This window comes from Pseudomonas sp. LRF_L74 (assembly GCF_965644255.1).
Taxonomy (GTDB): domain Bacteria; phylum Pseudomonadota; class Gammaproteobacteria; order Pseudomonadales; family Pseudomonadaceae; genus Aquipseudomonas.
Map to the genome: position 1 here is coordinate 189037 of NZ_CBFFRH010000003.1, position 15659 is coordinate 204695.

15 protein-coding genes are annotated in these 15659 nt (G+C 61.2%); 5 read left to right on the forward strand and 10 right to left on the reverse strand.

Translation table 11 applies throughout. The features are described from left to right. Positions 1-63 precede the first annotated feature (63 nt). Positions 64-291 carry a hypothetical protein gene (locus tag ACSZPK_RS09485; RefSeq protein WP_437881208.1) on the forward strand — a complete coding sequence of 76 codons (228 nt, stop codon included), beginning with the start codon at positions 64-66 and terminating at the stop codon, positions 289-291. Positions 292-348: 57 nt separating this feature from the next. On the opposite strand, the gene ACSZPK_RS09490 is transcribed toward ACSZPK_RS09485, so the two are convergent. The 5 genes from ACSZPK_RS09490 to ACSZPK_RS09510 all read right to left on the reverse strand — a co-directional run bounded on the left by ACSZPK_RS09490 (position 349) and on the right by ACSZPK_RS09510 (position 5239). After that, positions 349-1344, reverse strand: coding sequence for an ABC transporter substrate-binding protein (locus ACSZPK_RS09490; protein WP_437881209.1), 996 nt, complete (start codon positions 1342-1344; stop codon positions 349-351). A gap of 108 nt (positions 1345-1452) precedes the next feature. Next, positions 1453-2322 (reverse strand): ABC transporter permease, encoded by an 870-nt coding sequence (locus ACSZPK_RS09495; protein ID WP_437881210.1) that lies wholly within the window; start codon positions 2320-2322, stop codon positions 1453-1455. A gap of 15 nt (positions 2323-2337) precedes the next feature. Next, complete coding sequence (locus ACSZPK_RS09500; protein ID WP_437881211.1) at positions 2338-3192, reverse strand: ABC transporter ATP-binding protein; 855 nt, start codon at positions 3190-3192, stop codon at positions 2338-2340. Positions 3193-3251: 59 nt separating this feature from the next. Continuing rightward, a complete protein-coding gene (locus tag ACSZPK_RS09505; protein WP_437881212.1) occupies positions 3252-4142 on the reverse strand; it encodes a TauD/TfdA dioxygenase family protein in 891 nt (296 codons plus the stop codon). 182 nt (positions 4143-4324) lie between these two features. Beyond that, positions 4325-5239, reverse strand: a complete 915-nt coding sequence (locus ACSZPK_RS09510; protein WP_437881213.1) for a hydroxymethylglutaryl-CoA lyase — start codon at positions 5237-5239, stop codon at positions 4325-4327. Between the two features lie 217 nt (positions 5240-5456). On the opposite strand from ACSZPK_RS09510, the gene ACSZPK_RS09515 reads away from it, so the two are divergent. Further along, positions 5457-6194 (forward strand): CHAD domain-containing protein, encoded by a 738-nt coding sequence (locus ACSZPK_RS09515; protein WP_437881214.1) that lies wholly within the window; start codon positions 5457-5459, stop codon positions 6192-6194. A gap of 410 nt (positions 6195-6604) precedes the next feature. Here the strand turns inward: ACSZPK_RS09515 and ACSZPK_RS09520 are convergent, their stop codons facing one another. Further along, on the reverse strand, positions 6605-7420 hold the full coding sequence (locus ACSZPK_RS09520; protein WP_437881215.1) for a class I SAM-dependent methyltransferase: 816 nt from the start codon (positions 7418-7420) through the stop codon (positions 6605-6607). Positions 7421-7775: 355 nt separating this feature from the next. Here ACSZPK_RS09520 and ACSZPK_RS09525 point away from each other — a divergent pair, with 355 nt between their 5' ends. The 3 genes from ACSZPK_RS09525 to ACSZPK_RS09535 are packed head-to-tail and all read left to right on the forward strand — an operon-like array spanning position 7776 to position 10044. Beyond that, positions 7776-8321 (forward strand): ABC transporter substrate-binding protein, encoded by a 546-nt coding sequence (locus ACSZPK_RS09525; RefSeq protein ID WP_437881567.1) that lies wholly within the window; start codon positions 7776-7778, stop codon positions 8319-8321. Beyond that, the gene (locus ACSZPK_RS09530) at positions 8318-9292 is read left to right on the forward strand and encodes a FecCD family ABC transporter permease (RefSeq protein WP_437881216.1); all 975 of its coding nucleotides are present in this window, start codon (positions 8318-8320) and stop codon (positions 9290-9292) included. The genes ACSZPK_RS09525 and ACSZPK_RS09530 overlap by 4 nt, the downstream gene beginning before the upstream one ends. Then, positions 9289-10044: an ABC transporter ATP-binding protein gene (locus ACSZPK_RS09535; protein ID WP_437881217.1), complete on the forward strand. Its 756-nt coding sequence runs from the start codon at positions 9289-9291 to the stop codon at positions 10042-10044. Before ACSZPK_RS09530 ends, ACSZPK_RS09535 begins: the two co-directional genes overlap by 4 nt. Before the next feature lie 43 nt (positions 10045-10087). Here ACSZPK_RS09535 and ACSZPK_RS09540 read toward each other — a convergent pair whose 3' ends face one another. The 4 genes from ACSZPK_RS09540 to ACSZPK_RS09555 all read right to left on the reverse strand — a co-directional run bounded on the left by ACSZPK_RS09540 (position 10088) and on the right by ACSZPK_RS09555 (position 15426). Beyond that, complete coding sequence (locus ACSZPK_RS09540; protein WP_437881218.1) at positions 10088-10918, reverse strand: DJ-1/PfpI family protein; 831 nt, start codon at positions 10916-10918, stop codon at positions 10088-10090. Between the two features lie 10 nt (positions 10919-10928). Beyond that, on the reverse strand, positions 10929-13106 hold the full coding sequence (locus tag ACSZPK_RS09545; RefSeq protein ID WP_437881219.1) for a TonB-dependent siderophore receptor: 2178 nt from the start codon (positions 13104-13106) through the stop codon (positions 10929-10931). A 293-nt stretch (positions 13107-13399) separates the two neighbouring features. Next, the gene (locus ACSZPK_RS09550; RefSeq protein ID WP_437881568.1) at positions 13400-14509 is read right to left on the reverse strand and encodes an MbnH family di-heme enzyme; all 1110 of its coding nucleotides are present in this window, start codon (positions 14507-14509) and stop codon (positions 13400-13402) included. Between the two features lie 35 nt (positions 14510-14544). Next, on the reverse strand, positions 14545-15426 hold the full coding sequence (locus tag ACSZPK_RS09555; RefSeq protein ID WP_437881220.1) for an MbnP family copper-binding protein: 882 nt from the start codon (positions 15424-15426) through the stop codon (positions 14545-14547). Positions 15427-15659 lie beyond the last annotated feature (233 nt).

Below are 15659 nucleotides of genomic sequence, written 5' to 3' on the forward strand. Positions count from 1 at the left end.
TTGCTGCAACTGCGGCGCCTGGTGCCTGTCTCCTGAACGAGAACCAACGAGAAGGAGCGCCCCATGAGCACCTGGGTCATCGCCTACCAACGCGACAACAATACCGAGCAACTCGATCTGGCAAGCGCGAGCAAACCGAGCATCGAGGCAGCGGCCAGCCATCTGTTGCAATGGGCCGAAAGCAACCTTGAAGCCGGAGACTTCAGCGATGCGGAAGACAGTTCGAACGAACCGGCCCACCTGCTGTTGACCCGCTATGGCATCACCATCAGTGGGATAACCAGGGCCTGAGCCAGGCCCGCCATGAAAAACGCCCGGCATGACCGGGCGTTTTCTCATCCGTGGCAATCAGCTCCCCGGGTTGGCGTGGGCTTCTTCGAAGAAATAATCCTTCCAGGAATCCGCCTTGTTCTTCAGCACACCCAGCTCATGCAGCTTCTCGGCGTAGATGAAGGTGCGCTCCGGCGACACGGTGAAGTCGATTTCCGGGTCTTCGACGATCTTCTTGACGAAGGCCAGCGGCAGCTTGGACTGCTCGACGTCGATGTAGGTCTGCGCCGCCTTGGCCTTGTCCGCCTTGATGATCTGCGAGGCCTCGACCAGTGCGTCATAGAACGCTTTGTAGGTCTTCGGATTCTCGTCGTGGAATTTTTGCGTGGTGTACAGCACGTTGAACGTAGCCTGGCCACCGAGGATGTCGTAGGAGCTGATCAGCTTGTGCACCTTGGGGTTTTCCAGGGCCTGGTACTGGAACGGCGGACTGGAGAAGTGCGCGGTGATTTCCGAACCGCCGGCGATCAGCGCGGCGGTGGCATCCGGGTGCGGCAGGCTCACGGAGATCTTGTCGAAGCGCTGGAAATCATCCTTGCCGTAGCGCTTGGCGGTTTCGATCTGCAGGGTACGCGATTGGAAGCCCACGCCAGCGGCCGGCACGGCGATGCGGTCCTTGTCGGACAGATCGTCGAGGGTCTTCACCTCGGCCTTGTTGCTCAGCAGGTAGTTGGGCATCGAGCCCAACGAGGCGATGGCCTTGACGTTCTGCTTGCCACGGGTGCGGTCCCACACGGTGAGCATCGGCGGTACGCCGGCAGACACCACGTCCAGGGCGTTGGCCAACAGCGCTTCGTTCATCGCCGTGGCACCGGATATGGTGCGCCAGTCGACTTCGATGTCCAGGCCTTCGGCCTTGCCGTGCTTCTCGATCAGCTTCTGTTCCTTGACCACGTCGAGGATCAGGTAACCGATGCCGAACTGCTGGGCGATGCTGATGCTGCCCTCGGCCTGGGCCAGGGCGGGAACCAGCAGCGCGGCTGCCAGCAGGGTCTTGCGAATACGATGATTCATGGTCGTTTCCTATCGATGTAGGGTGGATGGCGCTTCATCCATCCACCGTTGAATGGCTTGGCGGCCCAGCGTGTGAAAAAGAGGGAAAGAAGGCCCCCTCGTGAATGCCTACCCTCTCTGCATGCCCCAGCGCTTCACGGTCAGGCGCTCGACCGTGGAGAACACCAGGTTTTCCACCACCAGGCCGATGATGATCACCGCCACCAGACCAGCGAACACACGATCGGTGTACAGTTCGTTGCGGTTCTGGAAGATGTACCAGCCCAGGCCACCCTTGCCGCTGGAGGCGCCGAATACCAGTTCGGCGGCGATCAGCGTGCGCCAGGCGAAGGCCCAGCCGATCTTCAACCCGGCGAGAATCGAAGGCAGCGCCGCCGGCACCAGGATCTGCAGGACGAAACGAATGCCACGCAGGCCGTAATTGCGCCCGGCCATGCGCTGGGTTTCCGAGACGCCAAGAAAGCCCGCATAGGTATTCAGCGCCAGCGGCCACAGCACCGAGTGCACCAGGACGAACACCAGGCTGGCCTGGCCCAGGCCGAACCACAGCAGCGCCAGCGGCAGCAGCGCGATGGGCGGCAGTGGGTTGAGCATCGAGGTCAGGGTGCTGAGCAGGTCGCGGCCGAGCTGGGTCGACACCGCCAGGGTGGTCAAGGCAAAGGCCAGGACGATGCCGATCAGATACCCCTTGGCCAGGATCGACAGGGAAATTCCCACGCGCTCGAGCAGCACGCCGCTGGCCAGGTCCTCGCAGAACGCCCGGGCGGTCTGCAGGAAGCTCGGCAGCATCAGGTCGTTGCCCTGGTAGCGCGCCACCACCTCCCAGAGCACGGCGAGCGCCAGCAGGATCAGGCTCTTGCGGAGCCAGCCCTGTTGCCAGAGGCGCTGGGCCAATGGCAGCTCACGCTCCAGCGGCAGGCCGGTGAGCGGCGCCAGGGTGATTTCGTATTCCTCGCGCACGGGCGGGGTCAGTTTCATGATGAGCGTCCCGTGTCAGTAGGAAAGGCGGATGTCCTGGAAGCGCAACTCGGCGACCGAGCCCTGCTCGACCTCTTCGTCGAACAACAGGCGGTGGATGCGCTGGGCGGTGTGCTGGAACTCGACGCCACCGAGGCTGCCGAGATCGAACTGGTGACTGTTGATCTCCGCGCGCACGCGTCCCGGATGGGGCGACAGCAGCAGGATGCGGTTGCCGACCACCAGCGCTTCCTCGATGGAATGGGTGACGAACAGCAGGGTGAAACGCACCTCGTCCCACAGCTGCAGCAGCTCTTCCTGCATCTTGCGCCGGGTCAGGGCATCCAGCGCGGCGAACGGCTCGTCCATCAGCAGGATCTTCGGTTGCATGGCCAGGGCGCGGGCGATCGCCACGCGGGCCTTCATGCCGCCGGACAGGGTATGCGGATAGGCATCGGCGAAGGCGGCCAGGCCGACCTTGTCCAGATAGTGCAGCGCACGCGCTTCTGCCTCGGCGCGCTTGAGGGTGCGCGAGGCCAGCAGCGGGAACATGACGTTCTGCTTCACTGTCTTCCACGGCGGCAACTGGTCGAACTCCTGGAACACGACGATGCGGTCCGGGCCGGGCTGACGCACCGGCTGGCCATCCAGGCGGATTTCCCCGGAGGTCGGCGCGATGAAACCGGCCACCGACTTGAGCAACGTCGACTTGCCGCAACCGGACGGGCCGAGCAGCACGAAGCGGTCGCCCGGATGCACATCGAAACTCACTTCATGGGTCGCCCGTACCACACGCTGCGGCGTGCGGTATTCGAGGCTGACCTTGTCCACGTGCAGCAATGCTGCCAGTGCCGAGGCGCTGGCCGTGTGGCCTTGCAGGACGGCGTTCATAAGAGATTCCTCGATCAGACGGCTATCACGGCCCAGCGGGCCGGATCACAGAAAGGCACTCAGAAAGGCACATCGCCCTGGATGGTGGTGCGATGCATGCGCCGACGCAGGTGGCTCGGGCAACCGGTGGCGAGGTGGATCAGTGCGCGGTTGTCCCAGAACACCATGTCGTTGTCCTGCCACTGGTGGCGGTAGATGAATTCCGGGCGAGCGCTGTGGGCATAGAGCTCGGCGAGGATCTGCCGGCTCTCGTCCTCGGCAATGTCGAGGATGTGGGTGGTGAAGTTCTCGTTGACGAACAGCCCCTTGCGCCCGGTTTCCGGATGGGTGCGCACCACCGGATGGATCACCGCCACCACCTCGGCAAGCTGCGCCTCGGTCAGGGTCGGCCGACGGATGCCGGCGAACACCTCATCGGCATAGCGGGCGGTGTAGGAATGCGCCGCGCGCTTGCCATCGATGGCCTGGCGCAGCTCGCTCGGCAGGGTGTCATAGGCGGCCTGCTGGCTGGCGAACAGGGTGTCGCCGCCCTCCTCCGGCAGTTCCTGGGCATAGAGCATCGAACCCAGGCTGGGGAACTCCTTGTACGACAGGTCCGAATGCCAGAACTTGCCCGCATCACCCAGGCCGATGGGCTGACCGTTCTCCTTGATGTTGGAGATGATGAAGATTTCCGGATGGTTGGCCAGCAGGAACTGCTTGAGCACGTGAATCTGCAACGGGCCGAAGCGGCGGCTGAAATCGATCTGCTGCTGGGGCGTGATGTGCTGGTCGCGAAACACCAGCAGCCCATGATCCAGGTGAGCCCGGTGGACACGGGCGAAGTCGGCGTCATTCAGGGTATGGCCGAGGTCGAGGCCGACGATCTCGGCGCCGACGGCAGCGGCAAAGGGGCGGACTTCGAAAGATTGCGACGGACGATCGTCACGTACGGAAGATGCGACGGACATAACGGCTCCATGGCACGCCATCGACGGCATGCAACGTTGGAAGGCGGCAGAACGCTGCCGGGTTCGTTTTGTGCGGCGCGCCGATTGGTCGGCAGGTACGCATGGGAAGCGACTATATAGATATAAAAATAGTTATTTAAATATCAATTAAGAATATCCATATGCTGCTGGAGCAACAGCATTCACGCAGTCGCTTCGTGCCGGGACAGTATGGCCCGAGCTGCCCGTGAGCCATTCGCCTTGTCCAGCACGTCACAGATACGTTGGCCAGCACGCGCCAGCGCCAGCAGGTCGATTCCCGTATCGATCCCCAGGCCTTCGAGCAGGTACAGCACATCCTCGGTCGCCACGTTGCCCGTCGCGCCTTTGGCGTACGGGCAGCCACCGAGCCCGGCGACGGAACTGTCGAACACCGTGACGCCCTCCTGCAGGCTGGCGTAGATGTTGGTCAGGGCCTGGCCATAGGTATCGTGGAAGTGCCCGGCCAGCCTGGTCCGGGGAATATCGCGCCCAACGGCCTCGATCATCCGGCGCGTACCGGCAGCGGTGCCCACGCCAATGGTGTCGCCCAGGGAAACCTCGTAGCAGCCCATGCCCAGCAGTTCCCGGGTAATTGCCGCGACCTGTTCGGGCGCGACCTCACCGTCGTAGGGGCAGCCAAGCACACAGGAAATGTAGCCGCGCACACGAATCCCCTGCTCCCTGGCCAGTTGCATGACCGGCGCGAAGCGTTCGAGGCTCTCGGCAATCGAACAATTGATATTGCGCTGGGAAAACGCCTCGGACGCGGCGGCGAATACCGCCACTTCCCTGACCTTCGCCTCGACGGCGGCCTCCAGGCCACGCATGTTCGGCGTCAGCGCCGCATAGACCACGCCCTCACGCTGCTGGATGCCAGCGAAGACCTCGGCGCTGCCCGCCATCTGTGGCACCCACTTGGGCGAAACGAAACTGCCGACCTCGATATAGTCGAGCCCGGTTGCGGACAGATCGTCCACCAGACGCACCTTGTCGGCCACGCCGATGGGACGTTGCTCGTTCTGCAGGCCATCGCGCGGGCCGACTTCGACCAGGCGAACATGTTGCGGCAGGCTCATCATCACACTCCCAAGCTGGATCAGGCTGCCATTGTCCATCAGGACGGCAGCCCAAGGACACACCGGGCGACAACGCAATCGCCTGGATCGCGTTTCGTTTAACCTGTTCGTAATGGTTCATCCGGGAAACTGTCACAACCCAGCCCCGGTATCGCCTCGCGCGGACCGGCCAGAAACCAAGCCGTGAGGATTGCCCGTGTCGTTGATGAACAAGCTGATGAGCCAATTCTTCGAGCTGAACATCAAGGTTCAGCACAGCGTCATCCGCCTGCAAGGGCAGACCGACGCAGAAGCCCTGCACGACCTGCGGGTCTCGCTGCGCAAGCTACGCAGCCTGATCCGGCCGTTTCGCGACGTCGACCCGATGCAGCAGCTCGACGAAGCCGCCAGCGCCCTCGCCCGGATCACCAGCCCGGCCCGCGACCTGGAAGTGATGATCGCCGTCCTGCGCAAGGAAGGCTTCACCGAGCAGGTCGCCCCCCGCATCGAGCGGGTCCGGCAACAATACGCCATCATTCTTGCCAGCGAGCCGCTGCAGCTGTTCCTCACCCGCCTGGACCAGTGGCCCCAGGCCGTGCGCCTGAGCGAACGTGGCGGCGCCCTGAAAGGCGCCAGGCGCACGGTAACCAAATACTTGAAGAAACAGGCCGAGGAACTGCGCCAGGCATTGGACGACAAGGGCTTCGACCGCCACGAATTGCGTGTGCTGGTCAAGAAACTGCGCTACGCCATCGACGCCTACCCGGCCCTCTCGCCCTTGCCGAAGAAAACCCTGTCGTCACTGAAGAACGCCCAGGCCTGCCTGGGTAAATGGCATGATCTCTACCAGTGGAAACTACGAGCCGAAGCCGAGCCGGACCTGGCGGTACTGCATGACAAATGGCAACAACAGGCCCAGGCCGCCCTGGCCCGCGCCGAACGTGAACTGATCGTGCTGGATACGCAACTGGGCTGAATAAAGCCACCTTCGGCTAGGGTCTGTTGCCGTTTCGTCGCGGCCGCGCCGGAGCCAGTTTTTACACGAGGCGAGGCGCGAGATGCGAAGTTTAGTGGGCTAAATGAGCCATCGAGTAACGCTGCATCGTGTAAAAACTGGCCCGGCCCTTCGGGTGGGGCCGCCTAGGTTGTGCGAGAAATACCCCCCCCGCTGTCGTTGCAGGACTTGGTAAGGGAATGACCATTGCCTGCGTCCTGCGCCTAACCAGGGGGGGTATTTCTCGCGACAACGCGGCTTGCGCCGAAACGGCAACAGACCCTAATGCCAGCCACCTGTCGAGGTGACGGCCCTGGCCGAAGGTCAGGCCCTTCAGCGCCCGGCTCGGGTCGACGGATCCTCGCCCAGCACCAACGGATTTGCCGGCTACGTTAACGAGAAGCACGGACATGGATCAAACCAGGCGCCAGATTGCGCAGCGGTGGAAACTTGCAGATGGCAGCCCACCAGGGCGAGCGCTCGGGATAAGCCTCGAAGTAAGCCGTCGTACGCAGCAGTTGCAGACCAGGCACCCGGTCGACCAGCGCCTGAACCTGATCCAGGGCCAGGCCAAACGGCATCGGGGGGACCCGATACGAGCCGCCCATGCGCATTCCACGCAAGCTGCGGCGTGACAGCCAGGGAGGAATGCTATCGAAGAACAGCTCGGCCCCCGGCAAACGCTGGCTGATCTGCCTGATCAGTTCGAGCACCTCGGCCTCGGAGAAATACATCAGCAACCCGGCCGCACAGATGAACACACCCCGTGCGCCATCCACCTCATCCATCCAAGATGGTTCGAGCGCCGAGCATGCCAGCAACCGATTGCGCGGGTGTTCTGGCAACAGTCGGCGTCGTACCTCGATGGACTCGGGCAAATCGACGGTCAGCCAATTGACCAGCCCATCATCGACGCGCCACAACTGAGTTTCCAGCCCTTCCCCAAGACAGACCACCGTTGCGCCCGGATGGCGCGTGAGAAAATCGCTGATCAGATCGTCGCCGAACCGTGCGCGTACCGCATGCCACTGGTTAGGCTTGCCGAAGACCCTGAAGTCGTAGTCGATCCGTCGAGCGATCTCCACGCCCATCGGGTCGTGAAAGAACGAATCGGCCTTCAGCGACTCGCTTGCACGAAACCACAACGGCCAGAGCAGTGTCTCCGGCACACCACTCAGGTCGACCGAGACCTTGGCTGGCTGATTCATTTCCCCCTCCCTTCTCCATGTACAGGATCGCTTGTCCGATCACCCTGCGCTCTGCTCCGTGGAAGCGACCGCTACTGGCGCCATGGTAGCGCCTCATCAGCGAGGTCGTGAGCATGCGCGCCTCAGTCTCTTTATCTCTGGCTCGCGAAATTGTGGGCAGGTCCTTGGTTCTGCTGGCTGTGTCGCATGCCGTTTTGGCGAAGCGCGGTCACGTGTCGGCAAACGATACGTCTAGAAAGAATGACAAATGATACGTTATATAATTACAATTCAGCTCATCCAAGACCTCCTAGCGTCCTCTGGCGGCAGTTCCGAACAATCGTGGAGATCGACATGCAGGCAGCCGTAGCCGCCAATCCTTTTATCGACCTCATCGAGTCGAAACAGTACGGGCCTGGCCAACATCCGGCTGCTCGGCAGGGCCACAGGCAACGATCATCAGGCCGGGCAACTGATCGACTCGATGAACAGCCGCCTGGATGCAGTGCGTGCCCGTCTCGCCGGTAGACAGCCTGTACGTACCTACCTGGAAACCGCGGCCAGCGACCGTGGCACCTACCTGACCTTGCGCGAGGGCACTTACACCGCCGACATCCTGCACCTGGCTGGTGGCGAGAACGTTCTGGCCGGCGCCCGCCTGAGCCAGGTCGGCGGTGAATCGGTGTACCGCGCGGCGCCTGCACAGATCATCGTCGCGGGGCCTGAACAACGGGCACGCTCACTGCCCGAGCGGCCGGGATGGTCAAGCATCTCCGCAGTACGTACAGGCAAGGTCGCCGCCGTTCCCAGCGCCCTGCTGCTGATTCCCGGACCACGCGTGGTCGATGGTGTCGAGCAGGTCGCTCGCCTGCTGCATCCCGATGCGTTTCCCAAAGACCTCGACGAGGCTCCACATCCATGAGTCGCCGTAGCCGTTATCGGCTGATCTGCCTGCTGCCCATCCCGGCCATTTTCCTGGGGCTATGGCTGGGAGCCGAACTTATCAGCCCCACGGACGTTACCCAGCCCCCCTTCAACCAGTTGCTGTTGCAATGGCGCCTGCCACGCGTGCTCGCGGCCTTCTGCGTCGGCACCTGCCTGGGCCTGGCGGGAGTGATTTTCCAAGGCGTGTTTCGCAACCCGCTAGCCGAGCCCTATCTGCTCGGTAGCGCACCAGGCGCGGCGGTGGGTGCAGCCATTGCCTTGCTGGTACCGCTGCCCGTGGCACAGGCCCTGTCCCTGCCTCTGCTGTCATTCCTCGGCGCCTGGGGCGCGACACTGCTGGTATTGAGCATTACCCGCCTGACCCGCATCACCGATACCAGCGGCCTGCTGTTGGCTGGTATCGCCGTCGCCGCGCTGCTCGCCGCATTGCGCAGCCTGCTGCTGTTGGCTCTCGCAGACGAGACGGTCAACCTGCAGGTGGTACTGAGCTGGACACTCGGCGGCATCCACACTCCAGATTGGTCTTCCCTGGCCCTGCTGGTGCTGCTGACGCTACTGGCGGTGTGCCTGACCCGGAAGCTGGCCCATGGCCTGGACATACTTGGCCTCGGCGATCAGGTCGCCCAGAGCATGGGCCTGGCCCCGCGCCGGTTCGTCAATCGGGCCCTGCTATTGGCCGCGGCGATCACCGCACTGGCCGTATCCTGGGGCGGCCTGGTGGGTTTCGTCGGCCTGGTCGCGCCACACGCTGTGCGCTGGCTGCTGGGTCCTGGCCACAAGCAGTTGACGCTGGCCAGCGCCCTGGCCTCGGGGGCGCTGCTGGCCGTCATGGATGGCCTGGCCCGCGCCCTGCTACCACCCGCCGAAATTCCCCTGGGGCTGCTGACGGCCTTGATCGGCGCGCCATTCTTCCTGTTGCTCCTGGTGCGCGCGAGGCCTTCGGCATGACCCCACAATCAAGCTGCCTTTCAGCACAGGGGCTGCATGTCGAACTCGGTGGCAAGCGCGTGCTCGAAGGCCTCGACCTGAACCTGCACACTGGCGAACTGCTCGTGCTGGTCGGCCCTAACGGATCGGGCAAAAGCACCGCCCTACGCTGCCTCGCCGGCCTGCAAGAGCCCAGCGCAGGTGACGTGCGGTTGCACGGACAATCGCTACACGACATTGATCCATTGCAACGTGCCAGGCTCCTCGCCTACCTGCCACAGGATTTTCGCAGTCAATGGGACCTCGACGTCGCGGAGCTGATCGCACTCGGCGCCAGCCGGGGCAACTTGCACGCCTCGGCAATGCCCTCACGCGAGCTGCTCGCCTCACTGGATATCAGTACGCTCCTGCGGCGACGGCTGTCGCAGCTCTCCGGCGGCGAACGTGCCAGGGCGGCGTTGGCGTGGGCATTGGTCGCTGGATCGCCCATCCTGCTGGCAGACGAGCCCACGGCGGCCCTCGATGTCGGCCATCAGTTGCGCCTCATGCATCATCTAAGAGAGCGCCTGTCGTCCTGTTCGATCATGCTGGTGTTGCACGATCTTGGGCTGGCGATGCGCTTCGCCGACCGCGTTGCCGTACTGGACAAGGGGCAAATACTGACCGCCGGGACTCCTGGGCAGGTACGTTCTTCCGGGGCGCTGGAACAGGCGTTCGCTACGGATTTCCAGTGGGTCACGACTGCCGTCGGCCCATATCCCATACCGTGCTGAAGCGAGGCGCGTGCGGCAACCCAGGCCGCATGCGCCTGAATAGTCAGCCTTGGATCGATCTGGAAAGCGCCTCGGCCTTCCTCGAGAAATCCGCGGCAAGTTGCCTCATGGCCTCCTGCACCGCAGCCGGAGCTGTTTTCATCGAGCCGGCATTGAATGGCGGCTCGGGATCGTACTCGCTCATCAACTGCGTGCACTCGGCATAGGTCTGGTCGCGCAGCTCCGCGATCATGGCCAGGCCAAAGTCCAGGCCTGCCGTCACACCCGCCCCGGTGATCCGGTTCCTGTCTCGCACGACGCGAGCGTCGGTGGGCAGCGCGCCGAAGCCGGCGAGAGCCGCCCTGCATGACCAGTGGGAGGTCGCCTTGTAGCCTTTCAGCAGCCCTGCCGCGCCAAGAATCAATGACCCGGAACATACGCTGGTAACGTATTTGGCCCGTGCCCCGCGATCCGCCATGAACGCGAGGGTCTGTGGATCAGTTGCCGCCGCGAGGGTGCCATCCGTGCCGCCGGGCGTGAACAACACGGTCACATCACGCGGGCATGTTTCAAAGGTCGCGCCGGGAACGATCGTCAGGCCGGCATCGCTCGTAACCGGATCGAGGGTCTTGGCGACAATGTGGATCTTGGCGCCCATCAGGGCACCGAACATGCAGTGCGGCCCAACCAGATCCATCACGGTCATGCCTGGATAGACCAGCATCGCGATCTGCTCATCGCCCATCCATGGAACCTTGTCCATGTCACGGCCCATGCCTGGCATTGCATGTTCCGGCATGGCCACCTCGCTCGCGGCTGCCAGGCGCGGCAGGCTGGCGAGCAATGGAGTGAGCATGGCACCCAGCAGCAGATTGCGGCGGTTGTGATCAAGCATGGCGAAATCCTCAGAAACGAGCGCTGACAGTGACGTAGGCGGAGCGCGGCTGCGTGGGCAATACCACGGGAGAGCCGAGGTACTGGTAGGTCTCGTAGACCTTGCGCCCGGTCAGGTTGACTGCCGAAAGCGCGACGCTGTAACGGTCGAAATCATAGGAAGCCTGGGCATCGAACAGGGCGTAGCCTGGCACCGAGACCGTGTTGGGCAACGTCAGCTCGCGGGCGCTTAGGGCGGTTATGCCTGCACCAAACGACAAGCCCTTCGCAGCACCATCAAGGATCCGATAACGCGCAGCCAGGCGCCCGCTGTGCCTGGGCACACGGGGCAGGCCATCGCCCTCGGGGATCGAGTTGTCCTCAGTGACTGAGGCCTGGGTATAGGCGTAATTGGCCAAGACCGAAATCGCAGGCAGCGGCTCCCATACCAGATCGGTTTCGAGTCCACGGGCCCGCTGCTCGCCGGTTTGCACGCTGTACCCCAGATTGTCCGGATCATCTGTAGCGACATTGCGACGGGTCTGCTCGAACGCCGCCACGGTGCCAGAAAGCCCCAATTCATTGAACGCGAGTTTGAATCCCGCTTCGTAGTTGCGTGATAGCTCGGGCTTTGGCGTGGTCATTCCAGTGAAGTTGAATGCCCCTCTGAACCCTGTTGAGTACGCCGCGTAAAGAGCCACGCTATCAGTCAGATCGAAGGTAACGCCCAAACGTGGAGTGATTCGATGGTATCGAGTGTCCACGTCACCTACGACGCCCTCCTGCTGCAGGTCAATACGCGTATAGCGTAGCGACCCCAGTAAATGCCAACGCCCATAGGTGGCCTGGTCTTGCAAATAAATTGCGCTGGTTTGGTACTCATTGGTAGTAGCGCTGCCAGCCGCAAGCACTGGCGTGGAGCCATAAGCAAAGTTGTAGACCGGGCTGGCAAGGTCTATATCGCCGGCATACTCCGCACCAGACATTGCGGACCAGAAATGAGTCGTGTCATAGGTTGCGCCGACCAACAGCTCATGGCGTCCGCCCAATGCTTCGATGCTCGAAGCCAGATTGGCGTCCAACGTGCTTTCTCGAATACTTCCCGGCAAATAGAGTTTGAAGATCGAGTAGGTTGTCGGTGCGACCGCAGAGTCCGTCACCCCAGTGGCCCAACTGCCATAGTCCTGCGTTTCCATTTCATAGTACTGGCCGGTAACCGTCAGGCGAGTGTCATCACTGAAATGGTGGGTGAGTTCGGCAGTTGTCAGGCGGTTCTCGATGGTTGTGTCTGGCTGGCCATGAGCAGCTCCGGGGAAAGCGTCGCGGTCGATCTGCCCATGCAGTGCCTGCTCCGCTGGCAGGCCGGAATATTCGAGCTGGCTGCGCTTGTCGTACTGGCCACGCAGCAACAGCTCGGTATCCGCAGAGAGCTGAAAGGCGATACTCGGGTTTATCGACCAACGCTCGGCATTGACGGCGTCGATCCAGCTGTCGTTCTTCTGGTACTCGGCAGAGAGCCGTGCGGCGATGTTGTCATTGATCGGCGTGTTCACATCTAGTGCAGGATTGACCGTATCGAAGCTTCCGCTACGAAATGAGACGAATGCGCTCGGCTCGGCCTCGGGGCGCTTGTTCACCACATTGATCAAGCCACCCAATGGAGCTCCCAGACCACCGCCATATAGGGTCGAGGTTGGCCCTTTGAGCACCTCTACACGCTCCACACCGACCATGCTGGTAGGGTCGATATACGCCGCACTACCACCAAAGGCGGGCATGCCATTCATGTAGATTTCCGCAGGAAAACCACGAACGATCGGCTGGGTGAACAGCGTCTCTTCCGGTTTCGTAGGCCGTACACCAGATACGTTGAGCAGCGCGTCACCCAGCGTTGCGCTGGCCTGCTCCTCGATCAATGAACGGGTAATGGTCTGCACCGATTGCGGCACTTCCTTCACCGGCGTATCGGTGCGGGTGGCCGCGCTCGAATTGGCTTCACTGTAACGGGTGCGTTGTCCCTGAACGGTAACGGGCTCCAGCGTCCAACTCGGTGTGCTTGCAGGTTTTACTGTTTCAGACGATGCGTCGGAGGTGGATGAAGCATCTGCTGTATTGTCAGCATGAGCGTTGCCATAGCAGCAAAGGCCTGCTGCCAGGCAGATAGCGTTGCATAGGGGGTGCCTATGAAAAGGGCTTGCTGCTTTTTTCATGATCGCTGTCTTTTCAGTAATGAAATTACGGGCAGCTAAAGCTTTCGGGAAAGATGCAGGTGAGTCGCTCTTGGATAGCCCGAAGGGCTAGCTGGGTAGCTGCAATCTAATGAGAGAGCCAAGGAGGCCCAACTGCGACAATCGACCACACAGAACCAGCGATCAGATTGAGAGCGGAGCGGTACGCGATGCGAATGGTGGGCTTTGCGAAGCTGCGTTGACGTGGCTCAAAGCAGCTGCGTCAGACTGTCACACCCAAGCAGCTCGAAGCCCGGAAGAATGCAGCACTCTTCTCATGGCGCAACCTTCATACCCAAGTCCTTTTTCCAAGGATCAGCATGCCGAGGATCACGAACGAAGGATTCGTCTGTAAGGGTTTCGAGAAATTCGATTAGATCGTCAATGTCTTGCTCGCTGAGATCGATGCGCGCGATCAGCCCACTTTTGTATGGATTCAAACGACCATCGCCCTTGTGCGGCCCTGAATCCAAATTGCGCCCACCTTGTGAATAAAATTGCAGCACCTCACGCAGTGTCGCAGCACTACCATCATGGAAATAAGGCGCTGTCAGCGCCACGTTGCGCAGACCCGGAGCCCTGAATGCCCCCATGTCTTTAGCCATCCCCGTCAGCTCATACAGACCTCGGTTGGGGTATGGATACGTGCCATGGCCATCGAGGTCATACAGTCCAGTGTTATGGAACTGCATGTCTACGATGCGGGAACGTGCATGCACGACTTGATCGTTAAAGTTGAAGCTGCCATGACAGTGATGACATTCAGCTCGCTCACCGAAGAACAAGTCCATACCTCGCCTCTGCGCCTCATTGAGACGATGCTGCCCCTGTAAATACTGGTCATAAGGACTGTTAGCCGATACCAAGCTGCGTTCAAAGGCGGAGATAGCCTTGATCACCGAAGCCATGCTCAGTGGCTTTTCCTGATCAGGAAAGGCCTTGGCAAACAGCGGCAGATATATTGGTTCGCTTTCCAGGCGCTGCAAAATTCCATCTCGGTTGCGATCATTGATCCCCATCTCCACCGGATCGTCGCCAAACAGTGGAACCTCCATTTGTCGCTCTAGCGAAACGATTGAAGGATTGGCCCAGTTATAGGTTGCATGCCAGGCTGAGTTAGCCAGCCCCGGCGCGTTACGGTACGTTCGTTCACCAGTACTGCCGACAGACAAAGCGGCTGCATCGGCAAAAGCACGAGCCTGCTGATGGCAGGACGAACACGCGACCGTGCCATTTGCCGATAGACGCGTGTCATAGAAAAGCCTGCGGCCAAGCTCGACCTTGGCAGCGCTCATCGCATTGTCAGGAGGTATTTGGGGCGCAGGAACGTAGCCAGGCAGCTTCCAATCCCACTCATCACCAGCAAGCGCTGACAGGCTGAACATTGCACAGAGCAGGCCACACCCCAGATGCTTTGGCTTCAAGGTATACGGCTTCTCACTACAAATGCAGACGAGCCTGATTGCGATGGTTTACCCGAGTGCAAATCTAATCCGAGGTTCTGGAAGACGGCTCCACATTCAGGGTCATCAGGTCCACTCATGCAGCCGACTGCCATTCCTTGATCCTGACCAATTTCACTGCCGGCTAATAGTGACGACAGGTCGAGCACGACAATATCGTGACTTGGATTGAAGACCTCGAAATGAAGCGGAATACGGTTGCTACGCAAACAGCTTACCGTCTCGCCAGTGACAGGGTTTCCGCTGCATCCTGTAGATCCCAGGTGGATATACCAGGTTGCAGCACGTGAACCATCTACCCGCTCAACTCCCTCCTGCGGATCGACCTCGATTTTTGCGAACTTGCGGCCGACCTGCCAGCTCCAGCCCATAGCCGTTACATCCAACGGCGCGCCCTCCAGCTCGGTGCTGGTGTGATTGAGTGACTGAGGGACACCCATGGTGAAGCTCAATCCGACGTAATCACCGCCAGGCACACTTCCCACGATCTGTTGGTTGGTTTCCGGCGTCCCACCTGAACAACCGCCAGTTGCATCCTCAAAATCAAGAAGCGCGACCTGCTCGTTCTGCCAGTCACTGCGTTGCAAAGCCACAGGGACTCGTACGCTGTCACGACGAATCAACGCAACATCCTGTATGTAGAAACGGGCGTCATGCAGGTAGGCTTGTTTGTGATCATGTCCAAGCAGACCAAGTGGCACGCCACACCGTGAGGATTGACCATTGGCTTGCAAGTCAAAAGAGATGTTGACGTTTCGCGGCTGAGACTCCTCGATGGTTGAGCAGGCACAAAGCAGCGCCAGCATAATCACAGCGCCTGATTTGGCAGATAGATCCATGGCTACCCCTTGGACGCAAATGCCCACCCTGAGATGAGTGGGCGACTTCTCTGCCGCGGATCCTAGCAACGCAGAACAGGCTGCCCGTAACGCGACAACTCGCCACAGGCAGTTCAGCCCAGCCTCGCTCATCTCTTTAGTAGAAGCCTCCAGAGACCCACTGCGAATAAAAAGCGGACTGCCCCGTGGTGGTTTGTCGCACTTGGTCGCCCCGCCACACGAACACTAGATTG

What these genes read in the sequence shown, in the direction of transcription:
- ACSZPK_RS09485 (WP_437881208.1), top strand. Translation starts at nt 64, where the DNA reads ATGAGCACCTGGGTCATCGCCTACCAACGCGACAACAATACCGAGCAA.
- ACSZPK_RS09490 (WP_437881209.1), bottom strand. Translation starts at nt 1,344, where the DNA reads ATGAATCATCGTATTCGCAAGACCCTGCTGGCAGCCGCGCTGCTGGTT.
- ACSZPK_RS09495 (WP_437881210.1), bottom strand. Translation starts at nt 2,322, where the DNA reads ATGAAACTGACCCCGCCCGTGCGCGAGGAATACGAAATCACCCTGGCG.
- ACSZPK_RS09500 (WP_437881211.1), bottom strand. Translation starts at nt 3,192, where the DNA reads ATGAACGCCGTCCTGCAAGGCCACACGGCCAGCGCCTCGGCACTGGCA.
- ACSZPK_RS09505 (WP_437881212.1), bottom strand. Translation starts at nt 4,142, where the DNA reads ATGTCCGTCGCATCTTCCGTACGTGACGATCGTCCGTCGCAATCTTTC.
- ACSZPK_RS09510 (WP_437881213.1), bottom strand. Translation starts at nt 5,239, where the DNA reads ATGAGCCTGCCGCAACATGTTCGCCTGGTCGAAGTCGGCCCGCGCGAT.
- ACSZPK_RS09515 (WP_437881214.1), top strand. Translation starts at nt 5,457, where the DNA reads ATGAGCCAATTCTTCGAGCTGAACATCAAGGTTCAGCACAGCGTCATC.
- ACSZPK_RS09520 (WP_437881215.1), bottom strand. Translation starts at nt 7,420, where the DNA reads ATGAATCAGCCAGCCAAGGTCTCGGTCGACCTGAGTGGTGTGCCGGAG.
- ACSZPK_RS09530 (WP_437881216.1), top strand. Translation starts at nt 8,318, where the DNA reads ATGAGTCGCCGTAGCCGTTATCGGCTGATCTGCCTGCTGCCCATCCCG.
- ACSZPK_RS09535 (WP_437881217.1), top strand. Translation starts at nt 9,289, where the DNA reads ATGACCCCACAATCAAGCTGCCTTTCAGCACAGGGGCTGCATGTCGAA.
- ACSZPK_RS09540 (WP_437881218.1), bottom strand. Translation starts at nt 10,918, where the DNA reads ATGCTTGATCACAACCGCCGCAATCTGCTGCTGGGTGCCATGCTCACT.
- ACSZPK_RS09545 (WP_437881219.1), bottom strand. Translation starts at nt 13,106, where the DNA reads ATGAAAAAAGCAGCAAGCCCTTTTCATAGGCACCCCCTATGCAACGCT.
- ACSZPK_RS09550 (WP_437881568.1), bottom strand. Translation starts at nt 14,509, where the DNA reads ATGTTCAGCCTGTCAGCGCTTGCTGGTGATGAGTGGGATTGGAAGCTG.
- ACSZPK_RS09555 (WP_437881220.1), bottom strand. Translation starts at nt 15,426, where the DNA reads ATGGATCTATCTGCCAAATCAGGCGCTGTGATTATGCTGGCGCTGCTT.